The sequence below is a fragment of the Microcoleus sp. Pol12A5 genome, from assembly GCF_036701435.1.
Lineage (GTDB): Bacteria > Cyanobacteriota > Cyanobacteriia > Cyanobacteriales > Microcoleaceae > Microcoleus.
The window spans coordinates 90077-112558 of the sequence record NZ_JAUBQU010000002.1; the positions used below are offsets into that span (position 1 = coordinate 90077).

A 22482-nucleotide genomic window follows, 5' to 3' on the forward strand; every position below is an offset into this window, starting at 1 on the left:
CCAGCTTGTTGTCAATTATTGTCAACAGTTATTTTTTCGGCGAAGTCAGAAAATTTCATGCTGATTTCATCTCAGTATGTGAGGTTAGATGTTGGGGTAGATGCTGCCAATCGCTAACAATGTATAAGGATTTACCGCTATAAATTAGAGTTATGAGAGTTTTGCTAGTTGAAGATGAGCCAGATTTAGGGAAAGCGATCGATCGCACTTTAAAGCAGGAAAAATATATAGTTGATTGGGCTTTGGATGGCAATGAAGCTTGGGAATATTTAGACAGCCAGTGGACGCAATACACCCTCGCTATTTTTGACTGGTTGCTACCAGGATTGTCAGGATTGGAACTGCTGCGGAGATTGCGTGCTAAACATAGCGCACTGCCCGTTTTGATGCTGACAGCAAAAGACCGAATGGAAGATAAAGTTGCGGGACTAGATGCCGGGGCTGACGATTATTTAGTTAAACCGTTTGGGATGGAGGAACTATTAGCAAGATTGCGGGCTTTGCAAAGGCGATCGCCCCAAATTCAACCGCAAGAGCTACAGGTAGGAAATCTGGTTTTGGACTGCGGAAATCGAACTGTGGGCCATCTCGATCGAAGTGGCAACAGCCAGATAATTCCTCTAACAAACAAAGAGTTTCAACTGCTACAATACTTTATGAAACATCCCTACCAAATTATCACTACTGACCAAATTCGGAATCAGCTATGGGAGGCGAGTGCAGATACCTTTAGCAATGTGGTAGCAGCTCAAGTGCGCTTGCTGCGGCGCAAACTTGAGTCTGTGGGCGGCACGAATTTAATTGAAACCGTTCACGGCGTCGGGTACCGCATGAGAAATTAAAGCGGTAGGGGCAACGGCGCGCGGATTATATCTCGTTTCCAGTATCTGGCTATAATATAGAAAATTCGATCGTAAAAATGACTGCTATGAAAGATTTAATCGAACAAGAGTTAGAAAAGCTCGCTATAGAACAACTTAAACAAGTATTTAAATTTATTTTTTTCCTAAAATTCCGTACCCGATTAGCTACTATTCCATCAATCGCTGAGACTAACTTAGCTGCACTATACGGCGAATTTTCCGAAGAAGACACACAACTTGCGGAACTCGCAATAAGCGAATATACAGAACTCCTAAAACATGAAGATTTGGCGTGACAGCCAAATATAAAAAATGTATTTTTACCTGGAAATGTTTATGTTAATAGGACTTAGACACGGGTGTCATAAACCTGATTATTTAAGAGCTTATTCTCTCTTTTATCCTCCTCTGCGTTCTCTGCGTCCTCTGTGGCAGGTAAAAAAATATCATCTTCAACTAATTGCCAATTACCAATTACTAGCAAGATATGAAAAGTGAATCAAAATAAACTATTTAACCGAACTCGCTGGCAATTAGCCATTTCCTATGCGGCTGTAATGGGTTTGATTTTAAGCGTGTTGGGATTTGGCGTATACAAGGCGATCGCCCACGCTCACTGGGTAGCCATAGACCGCGAATTAGAATCGGTAGCGGGGACGCTGCACGACAGCCTAGAACTCAAATTGCAGCAGCCCGGACGCTTGGAGCCAATAGTAAACGAACTTTTGCCCAACCTCCGCCTAATTGGAGTTAAAGGCATTAAAGAACAGTTGCCAAGCCGCCATATTTTAAGCGCTATCAACCAAGGCTATTATTATATTCGTTTATTTGATTATTCGGGGAAATTAATTGCTACAGCAGGCGCTTATCCCGAAGAATTACCACCAGCATTGAACTCCCAATACTGGCAAACAATAACTGACGCCAAAGGCAATGTTTACCACCAAATTTCTGTAGCGCTACACACCCAAACACAGCAAGATTGGGGATATTTTCAAGTTGGCCGGAGCCTGCAAGACTTCAATGACTATCTCAGTACAGTGAAATGGGTTTTGAAATTAGGATTGCCTACAGCATTGATTTTGATAGGCTTTGCTAGTTGGTTGTTGGCAGGATTGGCCATGAAACCGATTTACTCTTCTTACCGACAAATCCAACAGTTTACAGCGGATGCAGCTCACGAATTGCGGACGCCTTTAGCGGCTTCGCAGGCGACTGTAGAATCGGCGCTGTTGACGCCTCAATTAGATGAACAAGAGGCGCGGGAAATTTTGCGGACGGTAGAGCGCCAAAACCGACGATTGACTCAGTTAGTTGCTGATTTGCTGCTGCTGGCTCGCATGGATAATCAAGCCATACGCGATCGCCTTCAATTGTGTTGTTTGAATGACCTTGTTAGCGATTTAGTCGAGGAATTGGCAGCAATGGCGATCGCTTCTAAGGTAACGTTAACATCCGAAGTGCGAGTGCAGCAGCAATTAAATGTTGTCGGCAATTCCGACCAACTTTATCGCTTAGTTGCTAATTTAATTGTTAATGCCATTCAATACACTCCGGCGGGCGGGAAAGTAACAGTTATTTTAGATTGCAGCCACCAAGAGGCCATCGTTCAGGTTCAAGATACCGGTATTGGGATAGCGGCGGCAGATTTAGAGCGAATATTCGATCGATTCTACCGAGTTAACAGCGATCGATCGCGCAATACCGGCGGTTCGGGACTGGGATTGGCGATCGCCCAAACCATAGCCCGGGCACACCGCGGCAGCCTCAGCGCCCGCAGCGAATTGGGTTCCGGCAGCACCTTTCTCCTGCAGTTGCCTTTGTGAGCTACTATGTGAGGGCAACTGACATCTTGCACCATGTTCGCTTAACAGGCTTTTCGGCCTGTTCCACAAAAAGTGAATTATTTTGTGGGGAGTAGGGGTTGGAGAGGAGAACCCGCCCGTGAAAGGCTGATTGAGAATTGTCCGAGATGTGGGGAAAACCGAATCATCTTTTTGTGGTAATCCCTTTTGCAGAAGAGAGCACGATCGCCGAAAATCATTAAATAGCTATTTCTAAGCAACTAGCAGTCATCAGAGAGAAAAATTATGACAGTTTTAGAACAGGGAACAATCTCAATCCATACCGAAAATATTTTCCCGATTATCAAGAAGTCGCTATATACTGACCACGAAGTCTTCTTGCGGGAACTAATTTCTAACGGCGTCGATGCCATTGCCAAACTCAAAATGGTTTCCCGTTCCGGCGAATACGGCGGCGACACGGGCGAACCGCAAATCAACATAGCGATCGACAAAGAAAACAAAACCCTCTCAATTTCCGATAACGGCATCGGCATGACCGCCGATGAGGTAAAAAAATACATCAACCAAGTCGCTTTCTCCAGCGCAGAAGAATTTATTGAAAAATACCAAGGCAGCGGCGAGGACGCAATTATCGGTCACTTCGGTCTCGGTTTCTACTCTTCTTTCATGGTGGCCAAGAAAGTAGACATTGATACTCTTTCTTACCAGGAAGGCTCCCAAGCAGTGCACTGGTCTTGCGACGGTTCTCCCGCTTTTGAACTATCAGAATCTTCCCGCACTGAACGCGGCACTACTATTACTCTTACCCTCCAAGACGAAGAACAAGAATATTTAGAACCCAGCCGCATTAAGCAGTTAATCAAAACTTACTGCGATTTCATGCCAGTTCCCATCAAATTTGAAGGAGAGGAACTCAACAAGCACAAAGCAATTTGGCGGGAATCAGCCAGCAATTTGCAAAAAGAAGATTACTTAGAACTCTACCGCTACCTTTACCCGTTCCAAGACGAGCCGCTGCTGTGGGTACACCTGAATACAGATTATCCTTTCATTGTCAACGGGATTCTTTACTTTCCAAAACTGCGCCCGGATGTCGATGTTACCCAAGGCAATATTAAGCTATTCTGCAACCAGGTTTTTGTCAGCGACCACTGCGAAGAAATTATCCCGAAATTCTTGATGCCACTGCGGGGAGTTATTGACAGTACCGACATTCCCCTGAACGTTTCTCGCAGTTCTTTGCAAAGCAATCGGACTGTGCGGAGAATCGCTGATTATATTGCTAAAAAAGTGGGCGATCGCCTGAAAGAACTCTACCGCGACGATCGTGACGAATACATCCGCTGCTGGCAAGATATCGGCACTTTTGTCAAGTTTGGCACTCTCAACGATGACAAGTTCAAAAAGCAAGTCGAAGATATTTTAATCTACCGCAGCACCTACGAACCAACAGCCGAGAAGCCAGAAACTGTAACGCCCGAAATTCAGGTGCAAAGTGAGGAAGGAGATTTGTGGCAAGATGTCACTCCGAAGTCGGAAAATTCTAGTTCCACGCAGCCTTACACGACTCTAAAAGAGTATTTGGAACGCAATCAAAAACGCCACGAAAATCGCGTGTTTTATTGTACCGATCCGGCGTCTCAAGCAACTTACGTGGCAATGCACAAAAGCCAAGGTTTAGAAGTGCTGTTTATGGATTCTTTCATCGACACGCACTTTATCAGCTTTTTGGAACGAGAATACTCAGATGTCAAATTCTCGCGGGTTGATTCCGACATCGACGAAACGCTAATTGACAAAGAGAAAGAAGCGGAAATTGTAGATCCGGCGACGAATAAGACTCGCAGCGAACAAGTTAAAGAGATGTTCCAAAAAGCTCTCAACAAGCCGAAAGTGAACATTCGCACAGAAGCTTTGAAGTCTGACTCTGCGGAGGCGACGCCACCTGCGATCGTACTTTTGCCGGAAGCTTTGCGCCGGATGCGCGATATGACGGCGCTTTTGCAGCAGCAAGCGGCGGAATTCCCCGAAGAACACGTTTTGCTGGTGAATACGTCTCACCCGCTGATTCAAAATCTGGCGAGTTTGAGTCAGGGTGCGATTATTCAAGGCGGCGGTGAGTCTCCGTCGGCTGAGTTGGCGAGTATGATTTGTCACCACGTTTACGACTTGGCTTTGATGGCCCAGAAGGGTTTCGATGCTGAAGGGATGAAGGATTTTGTCGAGCGATCGAATCAAGTCTTGACAAAATTGACTGAACGTGCAATGTAATTAACCCCCCCAACCCCCCCTTGCTAAGGGGGGGAGCAAGAGTTTATTTCTATTGGTAAAGGGATAAGTCAAGCCTTCTTCCTTCTTCCTTCGGGTATAATGAGAGGCTGCACGCAAAAAAACGGTAATCTGGAGGGAAGTATGTCACGGAAATGTCAGCTAACGGGGAAGAAGGCGAATAACGGTTTTGCAGTTTCTCACTCGCACCACCGCACTCACAAGTTGCAAGAGGCAAATTTGCAGTGGAAGCGGGTTTGGTGGCCGCAGGAAAAGCGCTGGGTAAGATTGCACCTTTCTACAAAGGCGATTAAAACCTTGCAAAACAAGGGTTTGGAAATCATGGCGAAGGAAGCTGGAATTAACCTGTACAAGCTTTAAAAAACTTGGCTAATTGAGAAAAGGGCGATCGGGCAAATTAACTGGTGCGATCGCCCTTATTTTAGGGAAAAACCTTGACTAGAGCAATTTTCGGCATTCCAGTAAATAAGTAGTCATCACGCCTTTGCCTTTAACTTCGATCGCGCCCCGACTTTCAAATACATACTTATCGTGCAATATATCATAAATTGCCGACGTGACTTGAATGCACCCCGGCAAGCCGTGGGATTCCATGCGGGAAGCGGTGTTAACGGTGTCTCCCCATAAATCGTAAATAAATTTTTTAATACCGATTACTCCGGCGACAACCGGGCCGGTGTTAATGCCAATTCTGATGCTAAAATCTCGATCGTGGGTATCGCTGAATTCAGTAATTGCCTGCTGCATATCGAGGGCCATTTGGGCGATCGCCTCTGCATGATCGCTGCGGGGCATGGGCAGCCCTCCTACTACCATGTAGGCGTCGCCAATCGTCTTAATTTTTTCCAATCCGTGCTTTTCTGCTAGGCGGTCGAATGTGGAAAAAATGTCGTTAAGCAAGGAAACTAATTCTGGCGGAGAAATTTGGGAACTAATTTGGGTAAAACCGACTAGATCTGCAAATAATACTGTTACTTCGGAAAATGTATCGGCGATAATGCTTTGGTCTTGTTTTAATCTATCGGCGATCGCTTGCGGTAAAACGTTGAGTAGGAGACGGTCGGATTTTTCTTGTTCTAAGCGCAAAGCTGCTTCAGCTTGTTTGCGAGTTGTGATATCTTGAACAGTACCTTCGTAATAAAGCAAATTTCCGTAGGAATCGCGCACGGTATAAGTATTTTCTGAAATCCAAATTATGCTGCCATCTCGTCGGTAAATTTGAGATTCAAAATCCGATACTTTTCCTTGTTCTTCTATTAAGCGGACAACTTCGGCGCGGCGATCGGGGTCAACATAAAGTTGTTGGCTAATATCAGTTAGTGTACCCACCAATTCCTCGCGTGAACTGTAACCGTAAATGCGAAGCAAAGCAGGATTGGCGCTGAGATATTGCCCATCTGGGGTAGTTTGAAAAATGCCGACTATCGCATTTTCAAAGATGCTGCGGTATTTTTCTTCAGCTTGCCGCAGTGCTTCTTCAGCCCGCTGGCGTTCTCGCGCTTCCATTGCGAAAGTTACAGAGTCGGCTAGAGAAACAGCAAAACTTTGTTCTTCAATCGTCCAAAAGCGGGGCATTCCTACGTGTTCTAAACAGAGAACTCCTGCTGTTTCTCCGCCTATTTGAATCGGCGTATCTAGCATAGAAGTGATGCCGAAGGGAATTAGGTAAGATTCCGCAAATTCTTTAGTTCTAAAATCGTTTTGCGCGTCAAAGGCAGCAATTGCGCGTTCTTCTCGCAGTGTTTGAAAATAGACAGGATAGTCTGCTGCTGCTAATTCCAAGCCGTGTGAGTGCTGGTTGAGAGTGCGATCGAACAAATCTAGGCACTCGATCTTGGATTTAGTGCGATCGTACAGCCAGACGCTCGATCGGGCAACTTCCAGAGTACGGCTAGCAGTTTCAGTTATTTCTTGAAGCGCTTTGGTTAAGTCGCCTTGATTCAGCGCTTTATTTTTGGCTAAATCAATTAATGCCGATTTCTGTTTCTGTAGCTGAAGTTCGCTTTGTTTCAGGGCATTTGTCCGCTCTTCAACTCGGATTTCCAGCTTTTCATTCAGCTTTTGCAGTGCTATTTCAGCTTTTCGGCGATCGGTGATATCTGTGCCGATGCAGAGGATGCCCAAAAGTTTGCCCGCTGCATCAACCAGCGGTTTATTTGCCCAAGATACCCAAACGCGATCGCCACTGCGCCGGATATTTTCATTTTCATAGCTGGTAAAGCGATCGGGATTTTGTAAAATTTGACTATAAACCAACTCTAAGTTATTTCCTTCACAGTCCGTCGGTGGAATAAGGGTTCCCAAAGCATTTCTTCCCAGAATTTCTTCCTCCTTGTAACCAAAGAATTTTTCGGCAAATTCGTTAAAAAAAGTAATATTGCCGTCAGCGTCCAGTTTCAGAATAATACTGTTAGCATTTTCCACCAATTCTCGATATTTAATTTCGCTCTCCCGCAGAGAATACTCTGCTGATGTGCGTTCAGCTACTGTCGCTGCCAATAACAGCGAGGTAATCGTAATTACACCCATAAAAGCTTGCAACAATAAGATAGCCTGATTAATATTGTCGGCTTTGGCTGTGAAGGGCCCCCCTCCATGAGAACTGCCAAAAATTGCGATGATTGAGACAATAAACGATGCTAGGACAGCGGCTCGCTGACCGAATTGAAGCGCAGCCCACATTATCAAAGGAAACGGCAAATATTCCAGGGGATAACGAGAAATAGAAGCTTCTTGTTTCGACTCAAAGACCAGCCAGCTCACCACAATTAATAATATTAACCATACTGCTCGCTCAATTAAATAATTTTTCTTTATTTCTGTTTGTATTTTTAAACGATAGGCGGTTACTTGAGGACGAAAAAATATTAAGATTAAGGGAGTGATAATTAAAATTCCCATTGTGTCTCCTAACCACCAATTCCATCGAGCCGACCAATATTCGCTCCACTCTATTTTTCCCGCTAAATATAGAGAAAATACGCCAATAGTGCAACTGATTTGAGTAGCAATTAGACCGCCAAACAAAATTAAAATTATTACATCTTTCAATCGCTCGATAGAGGGACGAAACCGGAACCAGCTCAGGGCAGTTACTGCAAAAACCGCTTGCAGAATTGCCCCGGCGTTTCCTCCCAGCCAAAGTGCAAATATCTGTTCAGTTGGGTTAACCAAATTGAGCAAAAATGTGCCCAAAATTATGGCAGGCCAGACTTTACTTCCAAACAATAAAAGTCCGGCTTGTGCAATTCCTGCAGGCGGCCACACCGAGGCAGCAAAGGGATTGACACCTTGAATTGAAATTGCTAGCCTCGCCCCCACGGCGTAAGCTACAGCAACGACAGTTACTTGGGCTAAGTACCGCCCTATTCGGGATTGAGGGAATCGCAGAAACTGATTTAGGTTCAGATTCATACCGAGTTTTAATTTTTAGGGAATTTCACATCTCAAGGAAGAAGGAAGTTCGGCAACGGATTCTGTAACGGATGTAACGGATGTAACGGATGTAACGGAATGTAATGGATGTCAGGAAGAGGGCAGAGGGCAGAGGGAGGAGGGCAGAGCATCTCATATTTGTAAAAACACTTCTTCTGGCTCCTTCTTTCTGACTCTTTCCTCCTGTATTTTGCCTCCTGCATTCTGCCTCCTGCCTCCAAAGTCCAATTTCTAGCTTTGCTGCAAAAGTGAGATGCTCCCTAGAGGGGAGCTAATGTAGGGTGTACACCGCGCACATTCCGAGCCTAGATGTAGGTGCAGCGCGCACCTTACCAATTAAAAAGGCTTAGTTGATGGCGGCTTCAATCCACTGTTTCAACGTAGAATTTACTTCATCAATGAGAATTTCCTGGGATTTGTGAGTTGCTCTTTCCACGACTTCAACTTTGCCTGCTTTCAGCGAACGACCCGGAACAATCCGATAGGGAATGCCGATTAAATCGGCATCTTTGAATTTAACTCCGGCCCGTTCGTCGCGGTCATCTAGTAGGGTTTCAATGCCAGATTGGTTGAGTTCTGCATAGAGTTTTTCGGCGACTTCTACTTGTTGGGCGTCGGAAATATTGGGGATGCTAATGATGGCGTGATACGGGGCGATCGCCACCGGCCAAATTATCCCGTCTTTGTCGTAGGATTGTTCTACGGCCGATTGAGCTAGCCGCGACACGCCGACGCCGTAGCAGCCCATAACAAAGGGCATTTCTTCGCCTTGTTCGCTGGTGTAGGTGGCGCCCATTGCTTGGGAGTATTTGGTTCCTAATTGGAAGATGTGGCCGACTTCGATGCCTCTGGCACTTTCCAAGGTTTGTTCGGGGTTGTGCACTGCCCGATCGCCCTTTTTGGCTGTTCTGACACCTACAACCGTTGCTGGTAGCGGAAATTCTTTATCCCAATTGGCTCCGACAACGTGGTATCCTGATTCGTTTGAACCGGTGACAAAGTTTGTCAGGTCAACGGCAGTGCGATCAACTAAACGCAGAAACTTAGAGTTGACCTGCTTGCTTCCAGCGATATAATCATCAGCAACATCGGGAGCCATATAACCGAGAGGTAAAGATTTAGCCGCCCATTTCCGCTGAGCTTCTGCATCGGGAACAGTCAAAAATAAAACTGTTTTAGCTTGATAATTGCCCGCTAACTTCGTCAATTCATTCAGCAACTTTACCTGATTCACATCTTGGTCGCCGCGAATGCTTACCAATACCAAGACTGTAATGCCATTATCGTAAACAGCTTGGTAAAGCACATTTTTGACAACTTGCGTCGGAGAACATTTCAAAAATTTGCAAAGTTTATCAATTGTTTCAGTTCCCGGCGTTTCCCGCTTTTCAAAAGCTGCAAAGGGCGACGGTTCGGCATCAGCAGGCATCGAGACAGCCTTTTCCACATTAGCGGCATACTGACCGTCTTCAGTATAAAGAACTTCATCTTCTCCCGCTTCTGCCAGCACCATAAACTCTTGAGAACCAGAACCGCCAATTGCGCCAGAATCAGCATCGACTGCTCGGAATTGCAAGCCCGATCGGCGCAGCATATTGCTATAAGCTTGAGCCATATCCTGATAAGTTTTTTTCAAACTTTCTTCGTTAGTGTGGAAAGAATAGCCATCTTTCATAATGAATTCGCGACCGCGCATCAACCCAAAACGCGGGCGAATTTCATCGCGAAACTTAGTTTGAATTTGATAGAGATGTACCGGTAATTGCCGATAGGAACGAATCATATCTTTAGCAATTGTAGTAATTACTTCTTCGTGAGTCGGACCCAATCCCAATTCTCGCTGCTGCCTGTCTGTCATTGCAAACATAATACCTTCAGCTTGAGTATAGGTATCCCAGCGGCCGGATTCCCGCCACAAATCGGCTGGTTGCAATTGCGGGAGGAGACATTCTTGAGCGCCGGTAGCGTCCATTTCTTCGCGCACAATTTGAGATACTTTTTTGAGAACTCGCCACATTAAAGGTAGATAAGCGTAAATTCCGCTACCGATGCGCCGGATGTATCCGGCACGGAGTAATAGTTTGTGGCTGGGGATTTCTGCTTCTGCCGGGTCTTCGCGCAGGGTGACAAAAAGCATTTGAGAGAGTCGCATGGCTGATTTCCTTAAAATACCGGATGATTGTAATCTCAGATTAACTTCTGATATTATCAGACGTGAGGCGATTTTGATTAAATATATGAATAAAATTTCGCAAAACTACGAAAAAGGTATGGCAGTATTTGATAATTGTCACTCTCCTACTGTGCAATCTCAGTGGCTTGCTTTAAAAGATGAAATAAAAGAATTTGTTCGAGAACCTAATTTAAGCGAAATTTGGGATATTGTTCATGCTGCTGGTCGATTGTTTTACAAACTAACCGGAATTCCTTTCAATTTACTTGCCTATCCTACTGTTCGCAAACACAGTCAACGTTTCGAGGAGTACGGCTGTATTCGCAGCCTTCGCAACTGTGAGGGTAAATGCTGCGGCAAAAATTCGTAGCCTAGGCTGCGGCGCACCCGATATCATGTTTGTTGAATGACCCGCAGTTAGATTTAAAAACCCTGGATCGCAACCGACTGCTTATGCAGATCCCTCCCTCGGAATTACTAGAGCGTTTTGAGCCTAAAAATCAAACGGAATCCTCAACTAGGTAGCGCACTCTACGATATGTAGAGTGCATCATATCGCACTTTACTACTATTGATAATTGGTGGCGATCGCCCCCCGCCTCAAACTTGCCACTTTTATGCGAACTCTGCTGCTATCAGTCCCAGAAAGACTGATTTCTGACTTTAGACGGATTTATTTTTTAGCTTCCACAGCCATAATAAGCAGTAAGGATGAGATAACTAGAGAACTGATTTACTACTCGTCCCAATTTCACTAATAAGGCCTTCCGTAAGATAAAGCCGAACCAAAACAAACCATCATCTAAAGATTACAAAATCCCCTATAAAAAAGTTGGGGACTCTTTTCGCTATGCCTAGTTAGGCATAAAAACTTAGGAGGTAAATTATGTTTGAAAGCGAGTTATTAATGTCGCTGTACAGTCCCAAATTCAATATTGCCCAAATGCCAGTAGAAATAGATGCGCGATTTGACCACCCCGATATCGGAGGGCTGATGTTTTTAAGCCCGCAGTTTTTCGTGGCATTAATCGCTGGAGTCATCATGGCTTTCGGCTTCCAATTCCTGTTAACAAATTTCTCGATTGCCGCCAAAATCTCCAACTGGGACGAGGCTTTACCCGACGATGATGATGATGAATCTGAAAGTTTGGGGACAAAAGTTCGTAAGACTGAAGGTCTAGTCGGGGGTTGGATTTTAGTCACCGTTAACCTGGCTTTATTTTTGGCTTGTTTTCTGGCAGTCAAACTAACTTCAATTGCCTCGGTAGACGGAGCGGCAATTATTGGTGTAGTCATTTGGTCGGCGTACTTTTTAACGCTGGTGTGGCTCGGTTCTAGCGCCGTCGGTTCCGCGATCGGTTCCTTGATAAAAACTGCTTTTTCAGGCGTTCAAGGCGTCATGGGTACTGCTGGTGCAGCGATCGGCAGCAAGATGGCCAGCGACCAAATGGTCAACACTGTAGAGGCATCTGTTGCCGCTGTCCGCCGCGAATTGAGTTCGGCGGTAGACCCGGATAGCATTCGCGAAACACTGCAAGATTATGTGGGTTCTTTGCAGTTACCGAAACTAGATGTTAAGGAAATTCGCGGTCAATTTGAAAAGTTGCTGGGCGATGCAGATATCAAATCTCTTGCGGGAAGCGACGTTCTGAAGAATGTTAACCGCCAGACTTTTGTGGATTTAGTTAAAAGTCGCACAGACTTTTCTCAAGAGGAAATAAATCAAATTGCTGACCAACTCGAAGGCGTTTGGAAGCAAACTTTCGGCAAGCAGCAACAGCAGAAAGACCCGAATTTAGAGTTGGTTGATTTTCTCAAGTTTGCGGCTCCCGATTTGCTGAAGTCTGACGAACTCAACGCCAAGCTGTCTCAAATTCTGGAAAGTAGGGAAAACAAATCGGAATCCAGCAGCGGCATGAAGCGAGCGATGCAGTTGGGTGTGGAAGCTCTTGTTGGCACTGTTTTGTCGCGGACGGATTTGTCGGATTTGGATGTTGAAAAAATCTCTGGTCAGTTGCAACAACTGACAGCACAAGGGACTCAAAAAGCTAAATCTTTTGCTTCTCAGGTGGGCGATAAAGTGCCGGCGCTGCCTTTCAATACAGCTAAGGCTGATGTGGAAAACTACTTGATGAATGCCCAACCGTGGCATCTCAACCGCGAGACAATCAAGCAGGAGTTTAGGGATGTTATTTACGACCCGGAAGCCTCTCCTGGGGCGGTTTTGCGCCAGTTAGAGATGTTTAATCCTGATTATTTTGTAGGGATTCTGGGCCGCCGCGAGGGGTTTGCTCCTGAACAGGTGACGGAAATTGCCGAACAGCTTGAAGGTGTCCGCCAAGAAGTGTTGGAAATCGTGCGAGATGCTGCTGGTAAAGAACAGTCTCAAGATTTGCGGAGCCGGATTGAGAATTATTTGCGATCGACTGGCAAAGATGAGCTGAATCCTGAAGGTATCGAACGGGATTTCCAAGCGCTTTTGGAAGACCGGGATGCTGGTTTTGAGGCTTTGCGCGATCGCCTGTCGCAGTTTAACCGCGATACTTTGGTGCAGTTGCTGGGTCAGCGGGAAGATTTTAGTCCAGAGGAAGCCGATCAGTTAATCGGGCGGCTCGAAAGTTCCCGCGATCGCGTGATTTCTAGAGCTCAAGAATTGCAAGAGCAAGCGAAATCAAAAGCGCAAGAATTGCGGCAAAAGGTAGAAGACTATCTACGCAATACTAATAAGGAAGAGCTCAATCCAGAAGCGATCGAGCGCGAGTTTCAAACGCTGTTAAGCGACCCGGAAGCCGGATTTAAAGCGCTGAGAGAACGCTTATCTCAATTCGACCGCGATACGCTGGTGCAGTTGCTGTCACAGCGCCAAGACCTCAGTGAAGAACAGATCAATCAGGCGATCGACCGGATTGAATCTGTGCGCGACAACATTATCCACGCGCCGCAAATGGTGGCAGATAGAGCTAAGCAGCAGTACGAGGAAGTTACTGCAAAAATTGGCGAGTACCTGCGGAATACAAACCTGGAAGAACTCGATCCAGAAGGCATCAATCGGGATTTGACTAAATTGTTTGAAAATCCGAAAGAGGGTGCTTTGGCACTTCGGGAAAGACTTTCTCAGGTCGATCGCGAAACTTTAGTCAAGTTGCTGTCGCAGCGGGAAGAGTTGAGCGAAGAACAGATCGAGCGGACGATCGATCGCGTGCAAGATTCGATTCGCAGCATCGTGAAATCGCCGCGCCGCTTGGCATCTCGCGCTCAGAAAACAGTCCGGGATTTCCAAGGCAGTTTGGAAAATTACTTGCGGAATACGGACAAGGAAGAACTCAATCCTGAAAGCATCAAACGCGATTTGCAGTTGCTGTTTAGTGAGCCGGGAATGGGGATGCAAAGTTTGGGCGATCGCCTGAAGCACTTCGATCGATCGACTCTGGTAGCATTGCTGTCGCAGCGGGAAGACATCTCGGAAGACGAAGCTAACAGAATTGCCGACCAAATTGAATCTGTCCGCAACCAAATTGTCGAACAAGTTCAAATGGTTCAGGACAAGTTCCAGTCAGCAATGGATGGTATTTTCGGAAAAATCCGGGATTACCTCAATTCGCTCGATCGACCAGAACTAAACTACGAAGGCATCAAGCGCGATTTACGCAAAGTGTTTGACGACCCGCAGGCAGGATTTGACGCGATTAAAGAGCGTTTAGGTGAGTTCGATCGCGGTACTTTAGTTGCCCTGCTGAGTTCTCGTTCTGATATTTCCGAGGCACAGGCTCACCGAATTGTTGACCAAATGGAAGGAGCCCGAGACAGCGTTTTATTGCGCTCGGAACGCCTGCAATCTGAAGCCAAAAAACGCATCAAAGAACTCAAGAAAAAGACCAAGCAGCAAGCAGAAGATGCGCGCGAAGCGGCAGCAGCCGCAGCTTGGTGGCTGTTCGGTACGGCTCTGACTTCTGTGGTTGTTTCGGCTTTGGCTGGAGCCATAGCAGTCAACGGGATTTCGGGTTTGTTTAGCTAGATTTTCAACGAGTTTGAAATAAAGTTCTCCTGATTCTAGGCTGGCTGTTTGCCAGCCTATTTTCTTTGACTGACACCCCATTTGTTTGGTGTGGCATAATTCCAGAATGATTTTAATTGTTTTGTGGGATGGGCGTCCCGCCCGTCCGGTGTATTGTCAAAGCAGGCGGGACAACCAACAATAATCATCCTCAAATTGTGCAACGCCATTTTTTTAGTCCGCCCGACCCCAGTCCTACCACGTCAACTGCGGCGGATTTTGTTTATGTAGCGAATTCTATCCCCCCATAAAATTCGGAGGAAATACTTTAGATAAATCTAGGGATAAATCCCCAAAATTACGGATTCCAACTGTCTCGTCAGGCAGAAAAATTCTCTTGACGCGATAACCAAATTTGCCTTGCAAATTCTGATACGGATCGCTGTAACATTCCAAACAAGTTTCTAATAAGTTAAATATCCAACAATCAGAGATACCCGCTTCAGCATAAAGGGGCAACTTGACTTGTTTGTCGTAATTCAAAGAAGAATGCGCAATCTCAATCAGTAACAATATATCCGCTGTTGTGGGGTGAGAGGATAAATAGTCATCAGGGCGATTTTGCACGATCGCGCGATCGGGTTCTGGTTCGCTGTCATCAGCCAGAATAATTGGTTGTTGTCCTCGCAGTGTCGCCCTTTCTCCCACCAGCTTAAATATACTCGCGTTCCAAGCGTGTCTCGCAAACAGCATGAGCCGTACCTTGAGCAGCACTTTTCACAAGTTCACCCTTGATTAGCTCAACTCGATCGTCCTCACCAAAGAACCCCAGTTCTGTGAGGCGGTGATATTCCGCTATGGTGAAGCGTTTTGCAGTTGCGCTCGACATAACAGCCACCTCAATACAGGTCTGTTGCGATTATAGGTGATCGTCGATCGGCTAAACAATGCTAATCATGAGCTCCACTAACAACCATACTGTCAAATTTGCCTCATCCTTTGGTTGCAAATTTTCCCGATTTTGGTAAATTTATTCCCCAAAATTATGTCCGGGATCATCTCTGTCTTAAGCAAGATTCTAGCATCACTATTTATTAGGTACTTTAACTTAAGTAGCAAACAAAAGTTTTCTCACAAATAAGAAAACTGAGCAATACATATTATTTTGGAGGCTTGAATGACTTTTACTACTACCAGTGCTTACGACCAAGGAAAAGCAGATATTAAGAAGTTGAGTGTAGACGACCAATTAGGTTTGCTGTGGTTTGTTTACACCCAAATGGGCAAGTCAATAACGCCAGCGGCTCCCGGTGCTTCGGGATCGGACATCGCTCAGGGTTTGTTCGAGCAAGTCAAGCCTCTGCCCCACGAAGAACAACTACAAGTAATGCGCGACATTGCCTCAAAAGCCAATACTGAAATCAGCCGGATGTACGGCTCAATGAGTCCTGAAACCAAGCTGGCTTTTTGGTATTTCCTAGCAGTAGGAATGGACGAAGGAACTATTATTCCTGTGCCTCCAGACTATCAACTTCCCGAAGCAGGAAAAGCTTTACTAGGAAAGATTGAGGGCATGGACTTTCAGCAGCAAATTGATTTTCTTCGCGGTACAATTTTAGACATGGGTGCTGAAGCCGCTCCGGGGGCTGGCATTTAAAAATAGGAATTACTCAGCGAATTAATTGCCCGCAGCCCCGGTTAATTTATGATTAAATTAGCTGGGGTTGCTCAATCTAGCAGTCCTGGACGCATTTAAACGTAATCCTGTCATTCATAAGCGTTGCGAAGAATCTTACAGATGCTTCGTTGCACTGCGTTTCACTCAGCATGACACATAGACTTTGCGTAAATGGTGTCTAGAAAACTTAATGCCTTACCTTATAACTTTGGCTGCGCTAATAACTTTTCTAACAGGGCGCTAACTTCCTGACCGTAGGAAATTTCCAGCGTATGACCGTCCGGGTCGCGGAGATAAGCCCAGTAGCCGACAGGAGGTTCCGAGTCATTAGGGCCGTTCAATAAAAGCCCTTCTGACTCAGCCTCACTGCAAAGGCGATCGACTTTTTCACGACTTTCGCAGGCGACGCCGAGATGGGAATGTGGTAAAAGTTTGCCATTCACTAATCGTGCTTTAATTAGCACAATGACGAACGGTCGAATTAAATCACAAATCCAAGCAACATCTAATGATGTAATTGGATCTACACGGCGGTGAACCACTTTTAGGTCAGCGTACTTCGCGTAAAACGAGATGCTTTTGTCTACATCGCTAACTGAAAGTGCAATGTGGGTAAAACCAATATCGCTCATGGGAACTTTCCTCCTAATAATGTACGCCAATTTTAGGGTTAATAACTGAATTCAGCCGATCTGTTCCCCATTATTTGCGGCGCACCTGCAATTAAACGCAGATCTTCGCAGGCAACTGTTAGCAAGGGCTGATATAAGTTTAAATGGGCAAAAAGGCTTTCTTCAGATATTTCTAATTCGCCTTTAATCAAGCCGATTCGAGATTTAAAGTCTCCTTTAAACAACAGCAAATTTCTCCTGTCAGCGCTGAAAACATTTCCGCTCAAAGACAGGGGTAAAGCTAAACTTTGCTGGGTATAACTGAGACTGCACAGTTGACGTTTTCCTTGGCTAACTGTGACGCGGTAGCCGAGCGGTGCTGCCTTTACCGAACCGCTGCGTTCCCAACTAAATTGCGCTAATTCTTTAGGAAGTCGCCAAATTTCGCGTCCGCCGGCTACCGACTTAGGATTGTCTACATAAATGTGAGAAATCCAAGCACCCCATTTTCCGGCATAATTGGCGATCGCGCTAACTACAATTAACTCATTGTACTCCATCACAGAACCCAACCCGTAGGAGGATATATAAATGCCGCCTAGGGTTTTTCCTGGCAATATAGAGACTATTTCTAACTCAGAGGGAACCAAGGAGCGCACTCGTGCCACATCTACCAATTGTAAAGTCTGAACAGCATAACCTTGCAGATTCCAAGGTGCAGGTGGATATACCATTTTTAGTGATTAAATGTCTGAGAGTTTATATTTATTTTAGCTTAGCGTCTCAAAAAGCAACATTTTTTTGTATCTCTTCACATATTCTTAGTAATTTTACATATAAGAAAATAATGTGTTGATAGCAGCCAAACAGTTGACATTTGAGAGAATATTAAATATGGTCTATCTAGTGAATATTTAGAAGGAAACCTAAACCTGTATGCTGACATCTTACAAGCCAGATGTTTTCGATAGTTTAGAGCATTTTTTCACGGCAAGAGACCTGCTAGAGCAAGCCCAGGATAACATGACAGAACTGGGTGCTATCATCCGCAGTTACGGTTTGCAAAAGCAGGTAGGTATTTGCTTACTTCACAAACACTTTGACCTGGCGGATAACGAAAGGTTGGTCGAAGAGTTTGACGGCCACAATGCTTATGTCAAGCCGACTGCAGAATACGGCGATGCTATTCCGTATATGTGGAAAGTGGAAAAAGATCGAGCATCAGGCAACTGGGTTTGGTTTCCCTTAGAATTTGTCCGCGTTAGTGAAGCTGTGTCGGCAGCAATTAAACGGTCAGAAGCAGTTGTCAATAACTCGGAATTTCTCAATGAAATTGCAGGTAAACTGTCAGACTTGGGGATGACAGATATGTTTGGCATCAGCATTTTGCACCGAGATGCAATTAAAGTTGCTGAGGGCGAAATTTTGGTAGAAAGCACCGACGATGAAGCCCGCGTTTTGACTCTTTCCTCAGTTCCCCGGCAGGATGTTGACCGCGCGACCTTAACGCAAACTCTCTGGCAGTTTCCCAATGATGAAGGGGTTGAGGTAGGAGCGATGTGCTCTCACTGCACTCACTGCACCCATTGCACTCATTAGGCAAGATTTCTAGAGGGTAAAAAGTTTGTAGTAAAGCCCTCATTGCTCAAAATTTTCTATATATGTAGGGTGTGCACTGCACACCTTACATATATAAGTAGCACGTCAAACCACTTTTTACCTAAGTCGTGAAACGGAAAAGAAAGGACTTGCATTTCTTACTACGAACGGGAAATTCAAGAAAAAGGACTTGCATTCCTTACTACAACCGGCATTTGCGATCTGGGCGATTAATACATATTAAATAATGTCCACTCTCCGTCAAAGTATAGTAATTTATCGCTACCAAAATCTGGAGTCAGAAACTACACAGAAAGAGTTCCCAACTAGAGTGTGGCTGAGTTCGGGCACGCAGCTAGCTTTTGACAGCGTACCCGATCGCATTCAGTATTGCGAAGGGGCTTTTATGCCAAAAGAACCTTGGAGGGAACCAACACCGGCAGAGTCTGCACTGCTTTGGGTTCATGAACCCCCACCGCACTATTTGGGTGTAGGAATTGTGCGTTTACCGCCGGATATTTTAGCTTTGTTTGCTGCTGCCGGTATCGCTTCCCTAACAACTCCGCTACAGGTTGCTGAGTTTAAATCAGATGAAAAATGCCTACAGGCACTCGATAAATTAATTGAGTATTTTCAGCCTTTTTGTCTGTCGGATGCGCCGCCGATTATTAACGCTATGGGAGGCAGGCAGCCGGGATTGAGTACGGCAACAATTGATAATAAACGCGGTTGCCGCAATGGTTTGCATACTGATAATTGGGATGGGTTGCCGCTGGCGAAAAAGCAGGAGGCTACTAATCGAATTTGCGTGAATTTAGGTCGGGACAGCCGTTACTTTTTGTTTGTGAATTTGACTGAAATTGATATTTTTGAAATGCTGGGATGTCCTGATTCTGATATTGGAAAACCTTGGACGCGACAGTTAACCAATGAGTTTATGCAGCGCTATCCAGAATATCCCGTCGTGAAGCTGAGAATTGCACCGGGCGAGGCTTATATTGCACCGACTGAAAATATGATTCACGATGCTTCTACAGCAGAAATGAAGCACTTGGATGTTAAGGTGATGATGCGCGGTTATTACAGGATTCCAGCATGAGTTTGGCCGTTAGCGAAGCCTTCGGAGAGGATCGCACTTTTACAGATAGTTGTAGAGATAGTTTGGAGGATGAGGGAAAATTGCAAGAGTCGATCGCCCTTTACGAAAAATTGATCGCCCAAAACCCCAATTCGCCCTCAGCCTACCACAATTTGGGAAAAGCGCTGCAACAAAACGGGCAAATTGCAGAAGCTGTCGCCTGTCACCAAAAAGCCATTCTCCTACAACCAAACTTTACTGCTGCTTACTTCCCCTTGCTGTACGCGCCGCTGCCTAAAGATTCTCCTCTGACTGACAGCCTGGTTGCTGTTTACCGCGAAGTTATCGAGATTTTGCCAAATTTTCCATTAGCTTACATTAACTTAGCTGTAGCGCTGAGCAAGCAGGGAAAAATTCAGGAGTCGATCGCGCTTTTTCAAACCGCAGTCCGCTTGCAAACAGTCGCATCTCGCCCGGAACTGTCGCAAGTAGAATGGAATTGGGCAAAAGCGCGATCGCCGGATTTTATTATCATCGGTTCTCCCCGTTGCGGCACAACTTCTCTCTACAAATATATCACTTCGCACCCTCAGATTTTACCTGCTGCCAATAAAGAAATTTGTTTTTTTTCAGAACATTTCAACAAAGGAATAGCTTGGTATCAATCGCATTTCCCGCCGACAATAGACGCGCATCATTTTTTGACAGGAGAAGCAACTCCGACTTATCTGACTCACCCGCTGGCTGCGGAAAGGTTGCACGGTTGTTTGCCCAAAGTTAAGCTGATTGTGATTTTGAGAAATCCGGTCTATCGGGCTTTTTCTCACTATCAAATGCTGGTGAGACGCGGTACGGAACGCAGAAGTTTTGAAAAGGCGATCGATTCCGAGTTGCAATTGCTTGATGGCGCAACCGCAACAAACTTAGAAGATAAAAATCCTGGGAAAGATTGTCATTATATTTATAAGAGTCTTTATGCTGGCAGTCTCAAAGAGTGGATGAAACTTTTTCCCAGGGAACAGTTTTTGATTTTGCAGAGTGAAGAATTTTATGCCGATCCGGCTGCGACAATCAAACAAGTTTTTGAGTTTTTAGATGTGCCAGATTTTCAACTGGGGAATTATCAAAAGTACAACGGTGGTGATTATCAGCCAGCAGATGATTTTGTCAACCAGCGATTGCGCGAGTATTTTCAGCCGCACAATCGGAAATTAGTGGAATATCTGAAGAGAGAATTTTCATGGTAATTACAAAAAACTTATAGGGGCGGGTTTAGCGCGAAATACAAAAGAGGGAACAACTAATCTAGATACCAAATCCGCCCCTACAAACACTATCGGCGTTAATCCGCGTTAATCGGCTTAAATCTGCGGTTAAAAACCTCCAAATCTACTTACTGGCATAACCCGTACTTACCAAAAACTCCCGTAACTGCCCAAAGAACTGAGTGCGATCGCGCCCTTGATAAACTCTCTCCAACAACTGCCAACCTTCCGCCTCCTGACCCATGACATACTTGTTCGCCATGAAGGCCGCCAAAACCCCCTTCACCTCCCCATTTTCACTCAAACGCTTGTTAGATTCCAGCCAAAGCTCAGCAGAATTTGTGTATACCTCCACCGGATACTGTTTGCTAACATCTTGCATTTTACCTTGGCGGTACTGCCAAATTTGCAGCGGAAAGCGAGAATCAGCGTAGTTTGTAAAAGCCTCGGAAAATCTGCCGTCCTGACTCTTAAACTCTGGGATATCATTTTTGCCAAAATCGACTATTTCGTAACTTACATTGCCCCAGAAATGCTTGATATGAGTGTATTTGTTAGCTGCCGAGTCGTAGCGGTAAATAAACGAATAATTGCAGCAGCGGACGCCGCTTTTGATTGAGACTAAATCGGCCAGCACTTCCGGTTCCTTGTCGCCGTCTAAATCACGGATTAGTAGCGATAAAAAACGTCCTTCTGATATTTCTTCGTTCGCCCTTTGGTCGGGGTTATCTACTAAAGAACGAGTTGGAATGAGCACTGGTTCTTCTAATAAAGTTTTACCGTTGCGGATAATTCTGATGCGGAGATTTTTTGCATTTTCTGCTTCTTTTATGAAAGAAACTTCCGCCCGAACTTTCCCGGCTTCCGAAATTTCTGTTGTCCTCGGCGGGCCGATATTCGCCGGAACTTGGGCGATATATTGGGCAGGAACTAAGGCAGTTTGGCCGGGTTTGGCGATCGCCTGACAGAAAAAAGTTGCGACTTCGGCGCGAGTAGCATTCCTAGTAGGTTCTAGCTGTTTAACAGCAGGATAATTGACCACAAGTTGTTTTTCTGTGGCGGCGGCGATCGCATTTCTTGCCAGTTCGGGAATTTGCGGCGCATCCTCAAAAGTCGCATCCAAAATCTCAGCCGCCGAGCCCGTAGGTGTATATTTCAAGCCGCTGGTTAAAGCTACCAAAGCCTGCCAGCGGGTAATATTCAAAGTTGGGTTAAAGATACTGCCACTGTATCCAGACATAAAACCCGTCTGATAAGCTTCTCGAATTGCTTTAAAACCCCAGTAATTTGTAGGAATATCTGCAAAGTCGATCGGAGCGCGGACGGTTTTGGCATCGGGAAAAGCCATGCGAACCATCGCCGCAAACTCAGCGCGACTGACGGGGCGATTCGGGCGAAAAGTGCCGTCTTCGTAGTAGCCACTAATGATTTTTTTCTGTGCTAACTCCTCTATGCAAGCTTGCGCCCAATGCTCGTTAACATCCTTAAATTTGGTTTGAGCAAATGCCGGCGCTACATTCAGGCCCGGAAACATTAAATTCCCGATGATTATCCCTAGGGCTACCACTAAACCGATGATAGCTTGCCATCTGTGCGATCGAATCATATAACAGACTCCTCTACTTACAAATTGGCGATCGAAACTTTCGGAAACTTTATATAATATCAGGTATATTAACCCCATTTAAT

General features: G+C 45.4%; 18 protein-coding genes. 11 read left to right on the plus strand and 7 right to left on the minus strand.

All coding sequences use genetic code 11. The features are described from left to right. Positions 1-152 precede the first annotated feature (152 nt). The 5 genes from rppA to rpmB all read left to right on the plus strand — a co-directional run bounded on the left by rppA (position 153) and on the right by rpmB (position 5320). Positions 153-842 (plus strand): two-component system response regulator RppA, encoded by a 690-nt coding sequence (gene rppA, locus QUA45_RS01050; protein WP_333094713.1) that lies wholly within the window; start codon positions 153-155, stop codon positions 840-842. An 86-nt stretch (positions 843-928) separates the two neighbouring features. Beyond that, entirely contained in the window at positions 929-1159 is a 231-nt protein-coding gene (locus QUA45_RS01055; protein WP_333218968.1) for a hypothetical protein, read from the plus strand. Between the two features lie 198 nt (positions 1160-1357). Next, positions 1358-2689 carry a two-component system sensor histidine kinase RppB gene (rppB, locus tag QUA45_RS01060; RefSeq protein WP_333218970.1) on the plus strand — a complete coding sequence of 444 codons (1332 nt, stop codon included), beginning with the start codon at positions 1358-1360 and terminating at the stop codon, positions 2687-2689. A gap of 264 nt (positions 2690-2953) precedes the next feature. Then, positions 2954-4942: a molecular chaperone HtpG gene (gene htpG / locus QUA45_RS01065; protein WP_333218972.1), complete on the plus strand. Its 1989-nt coding sequence runs from the start codon at positions 2954-2956 to the stop codon at positions 4940-4942. A 141-nt stretch (positions 4943-5083) separates the two neighbouring features. Continuing rightward, positions 5084-5320 carry a 50S ribosomal protein L28 gene (rpmB, locus tag QUA45_RS01070; RefSeq protein WP_333065932.1) on the plus strand — a complete coding sequence of 79 codons (237 nt, stop codon included), beginning with the start codon at positions 5084-5086 and terminating at the stop codon, positions 5318-5320. Positions 5321-5398: 78 nt separating this feature from the next. Here the strand turns inward: rpmB and QUA45_RS01075 are convergent, their stop codons facing one another. Next, complete coding sequence (locus tag QUA45_RS01075) at positions 5399-8374, minus strand: adenylate/guanylate cyclase domain-containing protein (protein WP_333218974.1); 2976 nt, start codon at positions 8372-8374, stop codon at positions 5399-5401. Between the two features lie 367 nt (positions 8375-8741). Next, positions 8742-10547 carry a proline--tRNA ligase gene (gene proS, locus QUA45_RS01080; protein ID WP_333218975.1) on the minus strand — a complete coding sequence of 602 codons (1806 nt, stop codon included), beginning with the start codon at positions 10545-10547 and terminating at the stop codon, positions 8742-8744. An 85-nt stretch (positions 10548-10632) separates the two neighbouring features. Here proS and QUA45_RS01085 point away from each other — a divergent pair, with 85 nt between their 5' ends. Next, positions 10633-10938 carry a hypothetical protein gene (locus QUA45_RS01085; protein WP_333218977.1) on the plus strand — a complete coding sequence of 102 codons (306 nt, stop codon included), beginning with the start codon at positions 10633-10635 and terminating at the stop codon, positions 10936-10938. Positions 10939-11454: 516 nt separating this feature from the next. Further along, a complete protein-coding gene (locus tag QUA45_RS01090) occupies positions 11455-14583 on the plus strand; it encodes an MFS transporter (RefSeq protein WP_333218979.1) in 3129 nt (1042 codons plus the stop codon). A gap of 276 nt (positions 14584-14859) precedes the next feature. On the opposite strand, the gene QUA45_RS01095 is transcribed toward QUA45_RS01090, so the two are convergent. Continuing rightward, positions 14860-15315 carry a Uma2 family endonuclease gene (locus QUA45_RS01095; RefSeq protein WP_333094725.1) on the minus strand — a complete coding sequence of 152 codons (456 nt, stop codon included), beginning with the start codon at positions 15313-15315 and terminating at the stop codon, positions 14860-14862. After that, entirely contained in the window at positions 15275-15451 is a 177-nt protein-coding gene (locus QUA45_RS01100) for a hypothetical protein (RefSeq protein ID WP_333094727.1), read from the minus strand. Before QUA45_RS01100 ends, QUA45_RS01095 begins: the two co-directional genes overlap by 41 nt. Before the next feature lie 288 nt (positions 15452-15739). Between QUA45_RS01100 and QUA45_RS01105 the strand changes: the two genes are divergently transcribed. After that, entirely contained in the window at positions 15740-16219 is a 480-nt protein-coding gene (locus QUA45_RS01105) for an orange carotenoid protein N-terminal domain-containing protein (RefSeq protein WP_333094728.1), read from the plus strand. Between the two features lie 221 nt (positions 16220-16440). Here the strand turns inward: QUA45_RS01105 and QUA45_RS01110 are convergent, their stop codons facing one another. Continuing rightward, positions 16441-16872, minus strand: coding sequence for a VOC family protein (locus tag QUA45_RS01110; protein WP_333094730.1), 432 nt, complete (start codon positions 16870-16872; stop codon positions 16441-16443). A gap of 38 nt (positions 16873-16910) precedes the next feature. Further along, complete coding sequence (locus QUA45_RS01115; protein WP_333094731.1) at positions 16911-17585, minus strand: acetoacetate decarboxylase family protein; 675 nt, start codon at positions 17583-17585, stop codon at positions 16911-16913. A gap of 202 nt (positions 17586-17787) precedes the next feature. Between QUA45_RS01115 and QUA45_RS01120 the strand changes: the two genes are divergently transcribed. From QUA45_RS01120 to QUA45_RS01130, 3 genes are all read left to right on the plus strand, one after another. Next, positions 17788-18450 (plus strand): glycerol-3-phosphate ABC transporter substrate-binding protein, encoded by a 663-nt coding sequence (locus tag QUA45_RS01120; protein ID WP_333094732.1) that lies wholly within the window; start codon positions 17788-17790, stop codon positions 18448-18450. Positions 18451-18697: 247 nt separating this feature from the next. After that, on the plus strand, positions 18698-19549 hold the full coding sequence (locus tag QUA45_RS01125; protein WP_333218981.1) for a hypothetical protein: 852 nt from the start codon (positions 18698-18700) through the stop codon (positions 19547-19549). Next, positions 19546-20775, plus strand: coding sequence for a tetratricopeptide repeat protein (locus QUA45_RS01130; protein WP_333218983.1), 1230 nt, complete (start codon positions 19546-19548; stop codon positions 20773-20775). The genes QUA45_RS01125 and QUA45_RS01130 overlap by 4 nt, the downstream gene beginning before the upstream one ends. A 142-nt stretch (positions 20776-20917) precedes the next feature. Here the strand turns inward: QUA45_RS01130 and QUA45_RS01135 are convergent, their stop codons facing one another. Then, positions 20918-22399, minus strand: coding sequence for an S-layer homology domain-containing protein (locus tag QUA45_RS01135; RefSeq protein WP_333094735.1), 1482 nt, complete (start codon positions 22397-22399; stop codon positions 20918-20920). Positions 22400-22482: the final 83 nt, after the last annotated feature.